Source organism: Stenotrophomonas sp. 05N37 (assembly GCF_056397365.1).
Genome location: NZ_JBFTNG010000001.1, coordinates 415,513 through 431,711, shown reverse-complemented (window position 1 = coordinate 431,711; position 16,199 = coordinate 415,513). Strand labels below are relative to the sequence as shown.

The 16,199-nt window shown below is 70.1% G+C and carries 11 protein-coding genes; 8 read left to right on the top strand and 3 right to left on the bottom strand.

Translation table 11 applies throughout. The features are described 5' to 3' along the window. The first annotated feature begins 150 nt into the window (after positions 1-150). The gene (locus AC1DGC_RS01980; RefSeq protein ID WP_394162682.1) at positions 151-2,448 is read left to right on the top strand and encodes a TonB-dependent receptor; all 2,298 of its coding nucleotides are present in this window, start codon (positions 151-153) and stop codon (positions 2,446-2,448) included. A gap of 185 nt (positions 2,449-2,633) precedes the next feature. Next, positions 2,634-3,767 (top strand): hypothetical protein, encoded by a 1,134-nt coding sequence (locus AC1DGC_RS01975; RefSeq protein WP_478047109.1) that lies wholly within the window; start codon positions 2,634-2,636, stop codon positions 3,765-3,767. 121 nt (positions 3,768-3,888) lie between these two features. On the opposite strand, the gene rnd is transcribed toward AC1DGC_RS01975, so the two are convergent. Then, positions 3,889-4,965 carry a ribonuclease D gene (gene rnd / locus AC1DGC_RS01970; protein WP_259203485.1) on the bottom strand — a complete coding sequence of 359 codons (1,077 nt, stop codon included), beginning with the start codon at positions 4,963-4,965 and terminating at the stop codon, positions 3,889-3,891. Between the two features lie 149 nt (positions 4,966-5,114). Between rnd and AC1DGC_RS01965 the strand changes: the two genes are divergently transcribed. After that, complete coding sequence (locus tag AC1DGC_RS01965; RefSeq protein ID WP_394162448.1) at positions 5,115-6,983, top strand: formylglycine-generating enzyme family protein; 1,869 nt, start codon at positions 5,115-5,117, stop codon at positions 6,981-6,983. A 95-nt stretch (positions 6,984-7,078) separates the two neighbouring features. Then, the gene (locus AC1DGC_RS01960) at positions 7,079-7,981 is read left to right on the top strand and encodes a M48 family metallopeptidase (RefSeq protein ID WP_259203483.1); all 903 of its coding nucleotides are present in this window, start codon (positions 7,079-7,081) and stop codon (positions 7,979-7,981) included. 19 nt (positions 7,982-8,000) lie between these two features. Here the strand turns inward: AC1DGC_RS01960 and xseA are convergent, their stop codons facing one another. Together xseA and queG are read right to left on the bottom strand one after the other, a co-directional pair. After that, a complete protein-coding gene (xseA, locus tag AC1DGC_RS01955; protein ID WP_478047108.1) occupies positions 8,001-9,341 on the bottom strand; it encodes an exodeoxyribonuclease VII large subunit in 1,341 nt (446 codons plus the stop codon). Positions 9,342-9,386: 45 nt separating this feature from the next. Further along, positions 9,387-10,475: a tRNA epoxyqueuosine(34) reductase QueG gene (gene queG / locus AC1DGC_RS01950; RefSeq protein ID WP_259203478.1), complete on the bottom strand. Its 1,089-nt coding sequence runs from the start codon at positions 10,473-10,475 to the stop codon at positions 9,387-9,389. A 23-nt stretch (positions 10,476-10,498) separates the two neighbouring features. On the opposite strand from queG, the gene AC1DGC_RS01945 reads away from it, so the two are divergent. From AC1DGC_RS01945 to mutL, 4 genes are all read left to right on the top strand, one after another. Further along, complete coding sequence (locus AC1DGC_RS01945; RefSeq protein ID WP_478047107.1) at positions 10,499-11,986, top strand: NAD(P)H-hydrate dehydratase; 1,488 nt, start codon at positions 10,499-10,501, stop codon at positions 11,984-11,986. Next, complete coding sequence (tsaE, locus tag AC1DGC_RS01940) at positions 11,983-12,465, top strand: tRNA (adenosine(37)-N6)-threonylcarbamoyltransferase complex ATPase subunit type 1 TsaE (protein ID WP_394162458.1); 483 nt, start codon at positions 11,983-11,985, stop codon at positions 12,463-12,465. Before AC1DGC_RS01945 ends, tsaE begins: the two co-directional genes overlap by 4 nt. An 82-nt stretch (positions 12,466-12,547) precedes the next feature. Then, positions 12,548-14,140: an N-acetylmuramoyl-L-alanine amidase gene (locus tag AC1DGC_RS01935; protein WP_478047106.1), complete on the top strand. Its 1,593-nt coding sequence runs from the start codon at positions 12,548-12,550 to the stop codon at positions 14,138-14,140. A gap of 186 nt (positions 14,141-14,326) precedes the next feature. Next, positions 14,327-16,195, top strand: coding sequence for a DNA mismatch repair endonuclease MutL (mutL, locus tag AC1DGC_RS01930; protein ID WP_259203473.1), 1,869 nt, complete (start codon positions 14,327-14,329; stop codon positions 16,193-16,195). Positions 16,196-16,199: the final 4 nt, after the last annotated feature.

Genomic DNA, 16,199 nt, shown 5'->3' with positions numbered 1-16,199 from the left:
CTGCAACCAGCCTGCAACATCCACGCAATACCGTGCCCCATCGCTGCCCGCGCAGCGGTGTCGATGTTGTTCATCCGCGTGCGCCGCACGCCACCCAGATCCGTACCCCCGAGACCCTGCATGCCTGCCTATCGCACCACCCCCGCGTCGATGTCGTCCCGCCGTTCCACCGCGCTGCCGCGCCGCCATGCACTGGCGCTGGCCTGTGCCACCACCGCGCTGTTCGGCCTGGCCGGCACCGCGATGGCGCAGGACGCCACGCCGACCTCGCTGGATGCCATCACCGTCAACGCCGACCACCGCGAGCGCAACCTGCAGGAAGTGCCGGTCTCGGTCGGCGTGGTCCAGGGCGAGAAGATCCGCGATTACACCGCCGGCGGCGACGACACCCTGCTGGCGCTGTCGGGCAAGGTGCCCAGCTTCTACGCCGAGACCACCACCGGGCGCATCTTCCCGCGCTTCTACATCCGTGGCCTGGGCAACATCGACTTCTACCTGGGTGCCTCGCAGCCGGTCTCGATCATCCAGGACGACGTGGTCCTCGAGCACGTGGTGCTGAAGTCCAACCCGGTCTACGACGTGGACCAGATCGAAGTGCTGCGCGGCCCGCAGGGCACGCTGTTCGGCCGCAACACCACCGCCGGCATCGTCAAGTTCGACACCATCAAGCCGAGCCAGGACGCCAGCGGCCGCGTGCAGGCCAGCTATGGCAGCTACGGCAGCGTGGCCATCGACGGCGGCGTGGGCGGTGCGATCAATGACATCGCCTCGTTCCGCGTGTCGGCGCTGTACCAGCACCGCGATGATTACGTGGACAACACCTACACCGGGCCCAGCGCCGATGGCACGGTCGCGCCGCGCAAGAACGCCATGGGCGGCTTCGACGACCGCAACGTGCGCGCCCAGCTCCTGCTGCAGCCCAGCGACAATTTCTCGCTGCTGGCCTCGGCGCATGCGCGTGACTATGACGGCACCTCCACCCTGTTCCTGCGTGGCGCGGTGACCAAGGGCTCCAACAAGACCGACGTGGCGCGCGACCGCGTGGCTTACGACGAGGCGGACAACAACCCGCAGTCCTACAAGACCTACGGCGGTTCGGTGAAGGCGGTCTACGATTTCGGCAATGTCTCGCTGACCTCGATCACCGCCTACGAGACCACCTCCGGTTACAGCCGCGGCGATACCGACGGCGGCGCCGCGGCCAACTTCCCGGTCAACGGCGTGGCCAACGGCTACGGCCAGTCGATGGGCCAGATCCGCGACCTGGACCAGTGGACCCAGGAAATCCGCCTGGCCAATGGCGACGACAACCGCCTCAAGTGGCAGGTCGGCGCGTTCTACTTCGACGGCCGCGACACCACCGATTTCTACCAGCGCGCCTGGTTCCTGCAGGGCAATGCACGCAACCCGAACAACTGGGTGCGCCTGCGCAACGTCAACACCTCCTGGGCCGGGTTCGGCCAGGTCAGCTATGACGTGACCGACAAGTTCACCCTGACCGCCGGCCTGCGCCAGACCCGCGACGAGAAGCACACCCGCCTGCTCAAGACCGCCGATACCGCCGCCGGCGTGGTGACCTACAAGGGTCGCACCGACGTGGAAATGGCCGACACCACCCCGAGCTGGGACGTGAGCGCGATGTACGCGTTCAACCCGCAGTTCAGCGTGTATGCGCGCGTGGCCCGTGGCTTCCGCGGCCCGACCATCCAGGGTCGCTCGGCGGTGTTCAATGCCGACTTCACCACCGCCGATTCGGAAACCATCCTGTCCTGGGAAGCAGGCATCAAGAGCAGCCTGTGGGACAACCGCCTGCGCGTGAATGCCGCTGCCTTCACCTACGTGGTCAACGACATCCAGCTCAACGGCAACGATTCGGATGGCAACGGCGTGCTGTTCAACGCCGACAAGGCCAAGGCCTACGGCCTGGAAGCGGACATGGAACTGCGCCCGATCCCGAACCTGAGCCTGAGCGCCGGCGTCAGCCTGCTGCACAGCGAAATCCAGGACGACCGCGTCTACGCCCAGGTCTGCGCGCTGAACGGCGCGGTGGTGTGCACGGTGAACGACCCGACCATCAAGGTCGGTGCCAACACCTTCGCCCAGATCAACGGCAACCCGTTGCCGAACGCGCCGAAGTACAACATCAACCTGGCTGCGCGTTACGACGTGCCGGTCAACGACAGCGATGTGTTCTTCGTCTCCACCGACTGGAACAAGCAGGGCTACACCAGCTTCGTGCTGTACGACTCGGCCGAGTTCAACTCCAAGGGCAGTTTCGAAGGCGGCCTGAAGCTGGGCTATTCCGGCAACTACGGTGCGTGGGAAGTGGCGCTGTTCGCGCGCAACATCACCAACGAAAAGAACCTCAAGGGCGTGATCGAAAACTACATGGCCGCGGTCTACAACGAACCGCGCACCGTGGGTGTCTCGTTGAACATGAACTGGTAAGCGGCACGTGCCGGCACCGCGATGACGCGGTGCCGGTAGCCGTGCGATGTGTCACCCACAACGCCCTGCACCCGCAGGGCGTTGTCGTTTGCAGGCATCGGCGTTGGCACCCCTGCGTGCTATCGTCCGCAGCCGCAGCCGGCGTCCACGATGTCCAGGTGCCTGGCGTTGAACGGAGCCCGACCATGCTCAAAGAATTGTATGCCCGCTACCGGGACCCGTCCGCCGCCATCGACCTGCTGGCCCGATGCCGGGCGCAGGTGGTGCGCTGGCGCTGGGCGAACGACTCGATGGGGTCGCAGACGCCCTTCTCGCAGGAACACCATGGCGGCCCGGCAACGCGCTGGATCGCCGATGCAAAGGCCAAGCCGCAGGTGCACGTGCAGCACGGCCTGGACGCGCACGACCGGGTACTGATCGAGTGCTGGCCCAACGGTCGCACCATGGCATGGCTGCACGCACCCGGGGTGCGCCACGGCCTGGGGTTCGATGCCGATGGCGATATCAACGCGGCGTGGGCGCACCGTGAGCAGGACGGGCGCCTGCTCGCGCTGGATCTCGTCGATGCGGCGCGCGGCTTCAACCAGACCTACCACTGGCAGGGCGGGCAGCTGCAGCGCGTGGTGATTGAAAACTGGTCGTCGGACCAGCCCACCTGGTGGTGCCAGAACCTCTATGCCTACGACGATGCCGGCCAGCTCGATACGATCGTGCTGGAGTACCTGGAGGCCGATGGCAGCCCCAGCGGACAGCGGCGCCTGGAGTACCAGCGCCCACGCCCGGGTGAAACCCTGGCAACGCTGGGTGCCGAGGTCGAGCGGCTGCTGATCGAGGCGATCGCGGTGCAACTGCCGCGCATTCCACGCACCGAACCCCTGTATTGCCTGTTGCTGTGCTTCACCGACGAAGACCCCACTGCCGCATGGCCGCCGTTCCTGGTCTGGGGGCGGCAGTCGTATCGAGATGCGGTACTGGCGCGGGGCGAAGACGTGCGCTACTACCTGTGGGCGCCCGACGAGATCCGCCATGCACAGGGCGACGCCGACGAACACTGGTTCGATCTCCCCGCGCTGACCGAGGCATGCCAGCGCCACGGCCAGTACATGGCGCTGCGCCAGAGCCCGGCGTCGGCCAGGCGTGTGCTGAAGCAGGTGGTCGCGTGGCTGGACGCGCCCGAACGCCATGCGCTGTTGCACACCAGCGAGGATTTCGTGGTGGCCGTGGCCGACAACAGCGGCAACCTTGATCCGCTACCCGGGATGCGCCGTGCGATCGGCACCGAGCGCTGGGCACGGCTGAAATCACGCGGCTACGTGTGAGGTGCGCGAGGCCGCACGCCCCGGTGCAGCCCGGATGGGCTGCCGGGCGGTGCGGTGTGCATCCGCGCATGGGAGGACGGGGCCAGCAGTCTGCGCTCGCCCCGCGGGCCGATCCGCCGGCTCAGGCCGGCAGCAGCGGGGCCAGCACCGGTTCGAGCTGTTCCCGGCGCCATCCCGCCAGTGCCGGCGGCCACTGGCCACTTTCCAGGTAGCTTTCCAGGTGCTTGCGCGAGGCCAGCACGCCGTCGGGCAGGCCGAGTTCGGCGGTACGCGCGCTGACCGCATCCTGCAGCCGCTTCAGCGCCTGCTTGTTGCTGTCGTTGGCCGGTAGCGCCAGCGGTGCGTCGGCCTCGTCGTCCAGCGGCGTGTCCAGCGCCTGCCAGACCTGGCTGGCCAGTTTGCGCGGCGCCTTGGGGAAGCTCTCCATCAGCTTTTCCAGTGCCGGGACATCGGCCGGCGGCGTGCGGGCGAGCACCGCCGCCAGTTCGTTGTCCAGGATCCAGCTGCGCGGCTTGTCGCTGGCGCGCGCCTGCACGTCGCGCCAGCGCAGCAGCCGCAGCAGGCGGTGTTGCGCGGGGGCGTCCATGAACTGCGCCGAGCGCATCGCCACGTGCGGCCAGCGGTCTTCGTCATGCTCGACGCTGGCAAGCAGGCGTTCGGCATCGTCGTGCAGCCATTGCCGGCGATCGAGTTCGCCGAGCTTGGCGTCGATCGCATCGTGGATGGCGAACAGGTACTCGACGTCGTCGGCGGCGTAGTCCAGCTGCGCGTCGGACAACGGTCGGCGCATCCAGTCCGAGCGCGTCTCGCCCTTGGCCAGGGTGACGCCGGTGACTGCGTTGACCAGCTTCTGGTAGCCCATGCCGCCGCCGATGCCGGCCAGGGCCGCGCCGATCTGGGTATCGAACAGCGGCCGCGGCAGCACGCCGCAGGCGACCTTGAAGGTCACCAGGTCTTCGCTGGCGCTGTGCATGATCTTCAGGATGGCGGTGTCGGCCAGCCACGGGGCCAGCGCCTCGTTCATGCCGGGGATCAGCGGGTCGATCAGCAGGATCTCATCGCCGACGGCCATCTGCACCAGGGCCAGCTGCGGCCAGTAGGTGCGTTCGCGGATGAATTCGGTGTCCAGCCCGATGCGGGTGGGGCGCTGGCGGTAGCGCTCGTCCAGTTCCGCCGGGGTTTTGATCCAATAAGCCACGTGGGTTCCGTCTACTGCAGGGGGTGCACAGGGTACGCAGGATAACGCGCCGTGCCGGGCGCGCGCCCCGGTATCATGAACCGGTCGTCGTGCGGCTTGCCTGGCTCGTCCCGGTTCGGCCATGCTCGACCCTGGTTGCAAGGAACCCGATGTTGCGCACTTCTGCTCCCTTCCTGCCGCTGCTGCTCGCGCTGGCGGCGTGTTCGGCCGACGCGCCGCCGCCGGCCGCCGCCCCGACGGCGCCCCGGGCGGCCGCGCGCACCGCCGCGGCGGCCGTTCCGCCCGCCGCGCAGGTGACCATCGGCGGAGAGGACGCCGCCGAAACCGTGGCGCGCTGGCAGCCGCCGGCGGTGCAGATCGCCGACGATGCGGTGGCCGCCGCGCGGCGCAAGGCGGCACAGGCGTTCGAACAGGACCGGCTGTACGCCGACGAAGAGGCGGCGATTCCGATCTGGCTGGCGTTGCTGCAGCGCGACGGCAAGGACCGCCAGGCGCTGGCTGGACTCAAGCAGGCACGCCTGCGCCTTCTGGAAGAGGCCGGTGCGCTGCTGTCGCGGCCCTTGAAGCAGCGCGAAGCGCTGGCGCAGGCGAGTGACATGGCGCTGGTGCTGCTGGCGATCGCGCCCGAGGATGCGCGCGTGCGCCAACTGCAGTCGCGCGTGGAGATCGCCCAGCGCGTGATCGCCTACAACCGTGCCGGCGAAGACGACCTGCGCGCCGGCCGGGTGGGTGAGGATGGCGATGGCGCGATCCCCAATTTCCGCGAAGCGCTGCGCTTGAACCCGGATGACGTGCGCGCGCGGCAGGGGCTGGCCGCCGCCGAGAGCGCGTTGATCGGCCGGGCCGAAACGGCCGCGCGCGCCGGGGATTTCGCCACTGCCGGCACCTGGCTGGCCGAGGCGGCGAAGGTGCGCGACTCGTCCATCACCATCGCCGATGCGTTCGAACGCGTTGAACGCATCCGGGCCGATACGCTGACCCGGCTGCGCGACGAGGGCCTGCGCGACCTGACCACGCCGCAGGGGCTGAAGCCGGCGCGCGAGAAGCTCGAAGATGCGCTGCGCATTGCCTTGCCGGGCGATCCGGTGGTGGCGCAGTTGCGCGAGCGCATCGAGCTTGTGACCCACTACGGCAGCTTCCGGCCGCGCCAGGTGTTCAGCGATGCGCTGCGCGATGGCGGCCGCGGGCCGCAGATGATCGTGGTGCCGCACGGCGGCTTCCAGATGGGCGCCGGCGACAACGAGCGCGGCGCCACCGATGCCGAAAAGCCTTCGCATTACGTGCGCTTCGAGCGTGGCTTCGCGATGTCGATCACCGAGGTCACCGTGGCCGATTTCCGGCGCTACGTGCTGGCCAGCAACGCACGCCCGCGCGCGACCCGGCGCGGGCACTCGATCGTCTACGACGAACGCAGCGGCAACTTCGTGCGCCACAGCGGGGTGGACTGGCGGTCGGATTACAACGGCGCGCCGGCGATCGCCAATTCGCCGGTCATGCACGTGAGCGTGCGCGATGCCGAGAACTACGCGACCTGGCTGTCCGAGCAGACCGGGCGTTCCTACCGCCTGCCCAGCGAGGCCGAGTTCGAGTACGTGGTGCGCGCCGGCAGCAGCGGCCGTTACCCCTGGGGCGATGCCGGCACGCCGCCGGCCGGGGCGGGCAACTTCACCGGTGCCGAGGACGTCTCCCCGACCGGGCGACGCTGGTACAACGCCTTCGTCGGCTATGGGGATGGCTGGTGGGGGCCGGCGCCGGTCGGCAGCTTCGAGGCCAACGCCTGGGGGGTGCACGATGTGGCCGGCAATCTCAGCGAATGGGTGGCCGATTGCTGGCACGCCAGTTACCGGCGTGCGCCGGCCGATGGCGCGGCCTGGTTCAACCCGGGCTGCCGGCAGCGGGTGATCCGTGGCGGCAACTGGGCCAATGCGCCGGACCAGACCCGGGCGGCGTGGCGGCAATCGCAGGACTCGGATACCACCAGCGCCCGGATCGGCTTCCGCCTGGTCCGCGGTATCTGAGTCGTACAGGGCGGCACTCACGTCGCGTCCCGCCGCAGCCACTACCATGACGCCGTGCCGGCCAGCGTGCGCCGGTCCCGCCAGGAATCTGCAACATGCGCAACGATCCATTCGGTGGTCAACAACAGGGCCGGGCCCGGCGCCCGGGTATGTTCGGCAACATCCGCTGGTGGGTGCTGCTGGCCTTTGCCGGGTATGCGGCGTTCTACTGGTTCTCCAACCGGGCGGTCGACCCGTACACCGGGGAGAGCGTGCTGATCGACAGTTCGCTCGATGCCAGCGAGGAAAAGGCGCTGGGCCTGCAGGCCTACCAGGAGATCCTGGCCCAGGAGCGGCCGCTGGACCCTAACGCGCAGGTCTCGCGCGACGTGCGCGCGATCGCGCAGCGGCTGATCAGCAAGGTGGACGTGGTGGAGACCGCGCTGGCCGAGGAGCATGGGCTGAAGCCGGCGCACTTTTCGCGCGACTTCGAGTGGGAAGTGAATGTCATCCAGTCCGACCAGGCCAATGCGTTCTGCCTGCCCGGCGGCAAGATGGCCGTCTATACCGGGTTGATCCCGGTGGCGCGCACGGTCGATGCGATGGCGGTGGTGATGGGCCATGAAATCGCGCACGCGCTGCTGCGGCACGGTGCCCAGCGCATGGCCCAGCAGAAGCTGACCCAGATCGGGCAGATGGCCGGCGCGGCCAGCGGCATGGACCCGCAGCAGCAACAGATGGTGATGTCGGCGATGGGCTATGGCTACCTGTTGCCGTATGCGCGCAGCCACGAAACCCAGGCCGATGAGGTCGGGCTGATGCTGGCCGCCGCGGCGTGTTTCGATCCGCGCGAGGCGATCCCGCTGTGGGAGCGCATGGGCCAGAGCAGCGGGGGGCAGGCCCCGCCGGAATTCTCTTCCACCCATCCCAACCCCGGCACCCGCATCCAGAACCTGCAGGCGCTGATGCCCAAGGCGATGGAATACCGGCAGAAATACTGCGAAGGCGCGCGCCAGTGATCCTGGCCGGCGTTCGTGGTCAGCGCGCCGGTTCCTTGACCACGACGTCGATCACCCCGTCCTGCACGCGTGCCTTCAGCGCGTCGCCCGGGCGCACCTGCAACGGTGACCGCACCAGGCTGCCGTCGTCCTCGCGGGTAAGGATGCTGTAACCGCGCGCCACGGTGGCCAACGGGCTGACCGCTTCCATCGAACGGGCCAAGCCGCGCAGGCGCAATTGGTCGCGCTGAAGCTGGCGGTCGATCGCCGCTGCGGCGCGCGGCTGCAGGCGCTGCAGGCGCTCGCGCAGGGCGTCCAGGCGACGCTGCGGATGCCCGTTGCGCAGCACCACGGCGGCATGCCGCAGCTGCGCCTGGCGGCGTTCCTGTTGCTGCCGCCACACGCTGGCCAGGCGCCGCGCCAGGTCCTGCTGGCGGCGTTGCAGCAGTTGCAGGCGCGCCTGCGGGCCTTGTGCATTCAAGCGCAGCAACGCCCGGTCGGCGCGCTGCATCGCCTGGCCCAGGCCATGCCGTTGCAGCTGCACCATCCGCGCCGCCAACCGGCGCACGTGCAGCTGCAGGTCGCGCTTGTCGGGCACCAGCAGCTCGGCGGCCACCGACGGGGTAGGCGCGCGCAGGTCGGCGGCGAAGTCGGCCAGGCTGAAGTCGGTTTCGTGGCCCACCGCCGACACCACCGGGGTCTGGCTGGCGGCGATGGCGCGGGCGAGGTGCTCATCGTTGAAGGCCCACAGGTCTTCCAGCGAGCCACCGCCGCGGGTCAGCAGGATCACGTCGTAGCGCCGGCTGGCATCGGCAGCCCGCAGCAGCGCGGTGATCTGCGCGGCGGCGTTGTCGCCCTGCACCAGGCTCGGCAGCAGGTCCACCTCGAGCAGCGGGAAGCGGCGCGCCAGCACGCTGAGCACGTCGCGCACGGCCGCGCCGGTGGGCGAGGTGATGACGGCCAGGCGGCGTACGTGGGTGGGCAGCGCGCGCTTGCGCTCGGCCGCGAACAGGCCCTCTGCCTCCAGCCGCGCCTTGAGCTGCTCATAGGCGCGGCGCAGCGCGCCTTCGCCGGCTTCCTCCATGTGGTCCAGCACCAACTGGTACTCGCCACGCGCTTCGTACAGGGTCAGGCGGCCACGCGCGAGTACGCGCATGCCGTCGCGCGGGACGAACTTCAGCCACTGGCTCTTGGGCTTGAACAGCGCCGCGCGGATCTGCGCGCGCGCGTCCTTCAGGGTGAAATACATGTGGCCCGACGCCGGGCGGGTGACGCTGCCCAGTTCGGCCTCCACCCAGATCAGCGGGAAGGCGCCTTCCAGCAGGTCGCGGGCCAGGATGTTGAGCTGGCTGGGCGTGAGGATCTGCGCGCTGCGGTCCATGGGCGGGTCAAACGGTACGAACGGGCTCCCATGGTCGCATACGCGTCACGGCCGCGGGTCGCGCGCGGCGTGCTGCTGCAGCGCCCACTGCACATGTTCGCGCACGATCGGCGAGGCGTGCTCGCGGCGCGCGTGCAGCGCGGCCAGGGTGTCGGCGTGGGTGGGGGCATTGCCCAGCGCCACGGCGATGTTGCGCAACCAGCGCTCGTGCCCGCTGCGCCGGATCGGGCTGCCTTCGGTGCGGCGCAGGAATTCGTCTTCCTCCCACGCGAACAGCTGCGCCAGCGACGCGGTGTCCAGGTCGTTGCGCGCACGGAAATCCGGCTCGTCGGTACGCCGGGCGAACTTGTTCCAAGGGCACACCAGCTGGCAGTCGTCGCAGCCGTAGATGCGGTTGCCCATCAACGGTCGCATCGCTTCGGGGATCGGGCCATCGTGCTCGATGGTCAGGTAGGAGATGCAGCGCCGCGCATCCAGCCGCTGCGGGGCGATGATGGCCTGGGTCGGGCAGACGTCGATGCAGCGCGTGCAGGTGCCGCAGTGCGCCGTGGCCGGGGTGTCCACCGGCAGCGGCAGGTCGATGTAGATCTCGCCCAGGAAGAACCACGAGCCGCCCTGGCGGTCGATCAGGCAGGTGTGCTTGCCGATCCACCCGAGCCCGGCATTGCGGGCCAGCGCGCGCTCCAGCACCGGCGCCGAATCGACGAAGACGCGGTAGCCGAAGGCGCCGATCTCCGCGGCGATCGCATCGGCGAACTTCTGCAGGCGGTTGCGCATCAGCTTGTGGTAATCGCGGCCCAGCGCATAGCGCGCCACGTAGGCGCGGTCGCCATCGTGCAGCGTGTCCCAGGCCTGGGCATCGTCCTTGTGGCCGTAGTCCATGCCCACCGAGATCACCCGCACCGTGCCAGGCAGCAGTTCGGCCGGGCGCGCGCGCATCGTGCCGTGCCGCGCCATCCACTCCATCGTGCCGTACAGGCCCTTGCCCAGCCAATCGGCCAGGTGCGCTTCGTCCTCGCCGAGGTCGATGCCGGACACGCCGCAGCGCTGGAAACCGTGCACGCGCGCGATCTCGCGCACGCGCTGGGCGGCGCGGGCCAGGTCGACGGGGGCGGGGAGCGGAACAGCAGACATGGCGACAAGTATAGAATCCCGGCATGCCTGAGCTTGCTGAACTGTTCGATGTAGCCGCCGCGCGCCGGATCGACGCGGAGGCCAGCGCACGGCTGGGCGACGGCGGGGCGAGCCTGATGGAGCAGGCCGGCCAGGCTGCCTGGCAGTGCCTGCTGGAACGCTGGCCGCAGGCCCGGCGCATCTGCGTGGTGGCCGGGCCCGGCAACAATGGCGGCGACGGCTACGTGCTGGCCCGGCTGGCGCGCCAGGCCGGGCGTCATGTGCAGGTGCTGCGGCTGGCCGGCGACGGCGCCGCCACCCCGCTGGCGCAGGCCGCGCTGCAGGCGTGGCGGGATGCCGGCGGCGAAGAGGCGTGCTTCAGCGGCGCGCTGCCGGCAGCCGATGTCGTCGTCGACGCGCTCTACGGACTGGGCCTGAACCGCGCGCCGGCAGGGGATGCGCAGGCGCTGATCGAGACGATCAACGCCGCTGCGCTGCCGGTGCTGTCGCTGGACGTGCCCAGCGGCGTCGCTGCAGGCACCGGCGCGGTGCCCGGCGTGGCCATCCGCGCCCACCTCACCCTGCAGTTCATCGTGAGGCACCGCGGCCTGTACACCGGCGATGCGCTGGAGTACGTGGGCGAGCGCCGGCTGGCGCCGCTGCAGGTGCCCGATGCCGCGCTGACCGACGTGCCGCCTGCAGCCAGTGTCTGGGCGCAGGCGCGCCTGGCGGCGTTGCTGCCGGCGCGGCGCGCCAATACGCACAAGGGCGAATCCGGGCATGTGCTGTGCGTGGGCGGCAACCACGGCAGTGGCGGTGCGGTGATGCTGGCCAGCGAAGCGGCTCTGCGTGCCGGCGCGGGGCTGGTCAGCGTGGCCACCCAGGCCGCCCACGCGGCGCCGTTGCTGGCGCGACTGCCCGAAGCCATGGTGCACGCGGTCGAAAACGCCGGCGACCTGCAGGCGCTGTTTCCGCGCGCCAAGGTGATCGCCATCGGCCCCGGCCTCGGCCAGGACGACTGGGCGCATGAACTGTGGCGGCAGGTGCTGGCCAGCGGCACGCCGCTGGTGATCGATGCCGATGCCCTGAACCTGCTGGCCGCCGCGCCGCAGGTGGTCCACGGCGCCATCCTCACGCCGCACCCGGGTGAGGCCGCGCGACTGCTTGGCTGCAGCACCGCGCAGGTGCAGGCGGATCGTTTCGCCGCTGCGCACCAGCTGGCCGAGCGCTTCCACGCGGTGGTCGTGCTGAAGGGGGCCGGCACCCTGGTCGCCGCACCGGGCCAGCGCCCCCGAGTCATCGCGGCGGGCAACCCGGGCATGGCCGTGGGTGGCATGGGCGACCTGTTGACGGGCATCATCGCCGCCCTGCGTGCGCAGGGACTGGACGCCTTCGATGCGGCGAGCGCCGGCGCACTGGTGCATGCGCTGGCCGGCGACAGCGCCGCCGCCCAAGGCCAGCGTGGCCTGCTCCCCACCGACCTGCTGGTGCCGCTGCGCCGCCTGGTCAATCCGGAACCCGACATCGCATGATCACGTTTTTCCTGGCCCAGAGCGACGACACCGACCTGCTTGGGCAGTGGCTGGCCGCCACCCGTCCGCCGCAGGCGGTGATGCAGCTGCAGGGCGACCTCGGCGCGGGCAAGTCCACGCTGGCGCGCGCGCTGCTGCGCGCCCTCGGCGTGCAGGGCGCCATCCGCAGCCCGACCTACACGCTGGTGGAGCGGTACCCGTTGGACGACGGGCACGAGGCCTGGCACCTGGACCTGTACCGCATCGGGCAGGCCGAAGAGCTGGATTTCCTGGGCCTGGACGAGGGCAGCGCCTCGCTGTGGCTGGTCGAATGGCCCGAGCGCGGCGCGGGCGCATTGCCGCCGAGCGACCTGCACGTGGCGCTGGACATTGAAGGGCAGGGCCGTCGCGTTCGTCTCACTGCGACCAGCGACGCGGGTCGTGAATGGCTCGCCCGGCTGCCCCAAGGGGGTGACTTGCAGGCCCTTTCTGTCGGCTGACACTAGGAAACACCGGCAGGTTACGGATTATTAAGGGAAAAGGTGTTGCATTTCATTCAGCGCGGTGATTGAATCCTGACCCATGCCAATGGGGAAACCACTCACCGCCATCTGTGCCGCCGTCGGACTGTGTCTGGCGAGCGCCTTGGCGTGGGCGGGCGAAGTCCGCCAGGTGGGCCTGGAGACCGGTGCCACCGGCACCCGCGCGGAAATCGCGCTGTCCGGGAGTGGCGGTTACAAGACCCTGAGCCTGGCCGGCCCGAACCGCCTGGTGGTCGATTTCCCCGACTCCAGTGCCGTCCGCAATCTCAAGCTGCCCGCGCCCAAGGGCGTGGTCACCGCCGTGCGCACCGGCCAGCCGGTGCCCGGCACGTTCCGGGTGGTATTCGACCTGGCCGAATCGGTCGCGCCGTTCCGCCCGCAGATGCTCAAGCAGGGCGATGAATCGCGCCTGGTGATCGAATGGCCGGGCGATGCGCCGGCCAGCGTGGCCCGCAGCGCGCCGTCAGCGCCGCCTGCCAGCGCGCCGCCCGCCAGCGTGCCGACGCCGACGTCGAGCGCGGCACCGGCCACCTCCACCGCGACCACCACGGCCGCCGATGCGGCGCAGGCGCGCAGCGATGCCGCCCGCGCCACCGCGCTGCTCACCGCCTCCGTGCGCCAGCAGGCCAGTGCCATGGCGGCCACGCCGGTGCCCAGCCCGGCGACGCCCGCGGCGACGGCCGCCAACGTCGCAGCGGCCGGCAACGCCAACGCCGCCAGCAACTCGGCCACCCCGGCCGCGATCCTCGCCGGGCAGGCCACCGCGGCCGTCGTGTCGGCGCCCACGCCCGCGCCGGTGGTGACCCCGCCGGCCGAGATCCCGCGCCCGGCCATGCCCAGCGATGCCTCACGCATCAAGATGCGCGCGGGCATGCGCCCGCTGGTGGTGGCAATCGATCCCGGTCATGGCGGCCAGGACCCCGGCGCCGTCGGCCCGACCGGCAAGCGCGAAAAGGACATCACCCTGGCCGTGGCCCGCGAACTGGCCCGCCAGGTCAATGCCACCCCGGGTCTGAAGGCCTACCTGACCCGCGACACCGACGTGTTCATTCCGCTGCCGATGCGCGCGCAGAAGGCGCGCGCGGCCAAGGCCGACATCTTCATCTCGATCCACGCCGATGCCGCCGAGAACCGCGCGGCGACCGGTTCGTCGGTGTATGTCCTGTCCACCAAGGGCGCCTCCTCGCAGCGCGCGCGCTGGCTGGCCGACAAGGAAAACGCCGCCGACCTGGTCGGTGGCGTGCGCCTGCAGCAGACCGAAGGGACCCTGGCCAGCGTGCTGCTGGACCTGGCCCAGAGCGGCTACATGAAGGCCTCTGAAGACGCCGCCGGCCACGTGCTGGGTGGCTTGAAGCGGATCGGCAAGAATCACAAGCCCAACATCGAGCGCGCCAACTTTGCGGTGCTGCGTACCTCGGACATGCCGGCGATGCTGGTGGAAACCGCCTTCATCTCCAATCCGGACGAAGAGCGCCGCCTGATCGACCCGGCATACCAGCGCCAGATCGCCGGTGCGGTACTCGATGGCGTGCACACCTTCTTCAGCCGCCAGCCGCCGCCGGGCACGCTTTATGCCGCCCGCGCCGAAGCCGAGATCGACGCGGCCGGCACCGTGGCGGGCGGAAGCAAGTAATCCGCCCGTAGAGCCGACCGTTGGTCGGCTGCCTTTGGCGATGCCAGCCGACCAACGGTCGGCTCTACGTGCAAGCCGCGCTGCGGCAAGGCACGGGGCGGCGCTACGCTATCATCTACCGATGAAGTCCTGCCCCCACGTTCCCATCGCCTCCGCCCGTGCGTCCTCCGTCGTCCGGAGCCCTGCATGAGCATCCGCCAGCTGCCTGAAATCCTGATCAACCAGATCGCCGCCGGCGAAGTCGTCGAGCGGCCTGCGTCGGTGGTCAAGGAACTGGTGGAAAACGCACTGGATGCCGGCGCCACCCGGGTCGACATCGACCTGGAAGAGGGCGGCGTGCGCTTGATCCGCATCCGTGACGATGGCGGCGGGATCGCCCCGGAAGAGCTGCCGCTGGCGGTGTCGCGCCACGCCACCAGCAAGATCGCCAGCCTGGACGACCTCGAAGCCGTGGCCACGCTCGGTTTTCGTGGCGAAGCGTTGCCGTCGATCGCCTCGGTCAGCCGCTTCACCCTGTCCTCGCGCCGCGCCTGCGACGCGCACGGGTCGGCGCTGCAGATCGAGGGCGGCAAGCTGGGCGACGTCACCCCGCGCGCGCATGCGCCGGGCACCACCGTGGAAGTACGCGAGCTGTTCTACAACGTGCCGGCCCGGCGCAAGTTCCTGCGTGCCGAGCGCACCGAACTGGGCCACATCGAGGAATGGCTGCGCTCGCTGGCACTGGCGCGCCCGGACGTGGAGCTGCGCGTCTCGCACAACGGCAAGCCGTCGCGTCGTTACAAGCCCGGCGACCTCTACTCCGATGCGCGCCTGGGTGAAACCCTCGGCGAGGATTTCGCCGCGCAGGCGTTGCGCGTGGATCACAGCGGCGCCGGCCTGCGCCTGCATGGCTGGATCGCGCAGCCGCATTACTCGCGCGCCAGCACCGACCAGCAATACCTGTACGTCAACGGGCGGTCGGTGCGCGACCGAAGCGTGGCCCACGCGGTGAAGATGGCGTACGGCGACGTGCTGTTCCACGGCCGGCAACCGGCCTACGTGCTGTTCCTGGAGCTGGACCCGACCCGGGTCGACGTCAACGTGCATCCGGCCAAGCACGAAGTGCGCTTCCGCGACTCGCGGCTGATCCACGATTTCGTTTACCGCACCCTGAAAGAAGCGCTGGCCGAGACCCGCGCCGGCATGACCCAGGCCGGGGTCGGGGCCGACGCGGGCGGGTTGCCGCCTGCGGCCTCGCCGGGCACGGGCTATGCCCCCTCGACAGGCGCTTACGCCCTGGCCGGCAACGGGGCGGGCGGCGGCTTCGGCGCGCAGTGGCGGCCGCAGCAATCGCCGTTGGGGCTGCAGGTGGCCGATGCGCCCTCGGCGTATGCCGCGCTGTATGCCGCGCCCGCCGGTGCCGGCGTGTCCGCCGGGTTGCCACCGATGCCAAGCGAGCACGGCCTGCCGGTCACCGCCGCCGACAGCGGCGTGCCGCCGCTGGGCTATGCGGTCGCGCAGCTGCACGGGATCTATATCCTGGCCGAGAACGCCGAAGGCCTGATCGTGGTCGACATGCATGCCGCGCATGAGCGGATCGGCTACGAACGCCTGAAGACCGCGCACGACGGCATGGGCCTGCATGCGCAGCCGCTGCTGGTGCCGATCACCCTGGCGGTCGGCGAACGCGACGCCGATACCGCCGAGCGCGAGGCCGACACGTTGGTGGCGCTGGGCTTCGAGATCACCCGCTCCGGCCCTGGCTCGCTGCATGTGCGCAGCATTCCGGCGCTGCTGGCCAATGCCGAGCCCGAGGGCCTGCTGCGCGACGTGCTCACCGACCTGCGCGAACACGGCCAGAGCCGGCGCATCGCCACGGCGCGCGACGAGCTGCTCTCGACCATGGCCTGCCATGGCGCGGTGCGGGCCAACCGGCGCTTGACCGTGCCGGAAATGAACGCGCTGCTGCGCGACATGGAAATCACCGAACGCTCGGGTCAGTGCAACCATGGCCGGCCGACCTGGGCTCGTTTTTCGCTGGCGGAGATCGACCGCTGGTTCCTGCGCGGACGTTGAAGGG

Excerpts from the sequence above, each read along its gene's own strand:
- AC1DGC_RS01980 (WP_394162682.1), top strand. The coding sequence starts at position 151 with ATGTCGTCCCGCCGTTCCACCGCGCTGCCGCGCCGCCATGCACTGGCG.
- AC1DGC_RS01975 (WP_478047109.1), top strand. The coding sequence starts at position 2,634 with ATGCTCAAAGAATTGTATGCCCGCTACCGGGACCCGTCCGCCGCCATC.
- AC1DGC_RS01965 (WP_394162448.1), top strand. The coding sequence starts at position 5,115 with ATGTTGCGCACTTCTGCTCCCTTCCTGCCGCTGCTGCTCGCGCTGGCG.
- AC1DGC_RS01960 (WP_259203483.1), top strand. The coding sequence starts at position 7,079 with ATGCGCAACGATCCATTCGGTGGTCAACAACAGGGCCGGGCCCGGCGC.
- xseA (WP_478047108.1), bottom strand. The coding sequence starts at position 9,341 with ATGGACCGCAGCGCGCAGATCCTCACGCCCAGCCAGCTCAACATCCTG.
- queG (WP_259203478.1), bottom strand. The coding sequence starts at position 10,475 with ATGTCTGCTGTTCCGCTCCCCGCCCCCGTCGACCTGGCCCGCGCCGCC.
- AC1DGC_RS01945 (WP_478047107.1), top strand. The coding sequence starts at position 10,499 with ATGCCTGAGCTTGCTGAACTGTTCGATGTAGCCGCCGCGCGCCGGATC.
- tsaE (WP_394162458.1), top strand. The coding sequence starts at position 11,983 with ATGATCACGTTTTTCCTGGCCCAGAGCGACGACACCGACCTGCTTGGG.
- AC1DGC_RS01935 (WP_478047106.1), top strand. The coding sequence starts at position 12,548 with ATGCCAATGGGGAAACCACTCACCGCCATCTGTGCCGCCGTCGGACTG.
- mutL (WP_259203473.1), top strand. The coding sequence starts at position 14,327 with ATGAGCATCCGCCAGCTGCCTGAAATCCTGATCAACCAGATCGCCGCC.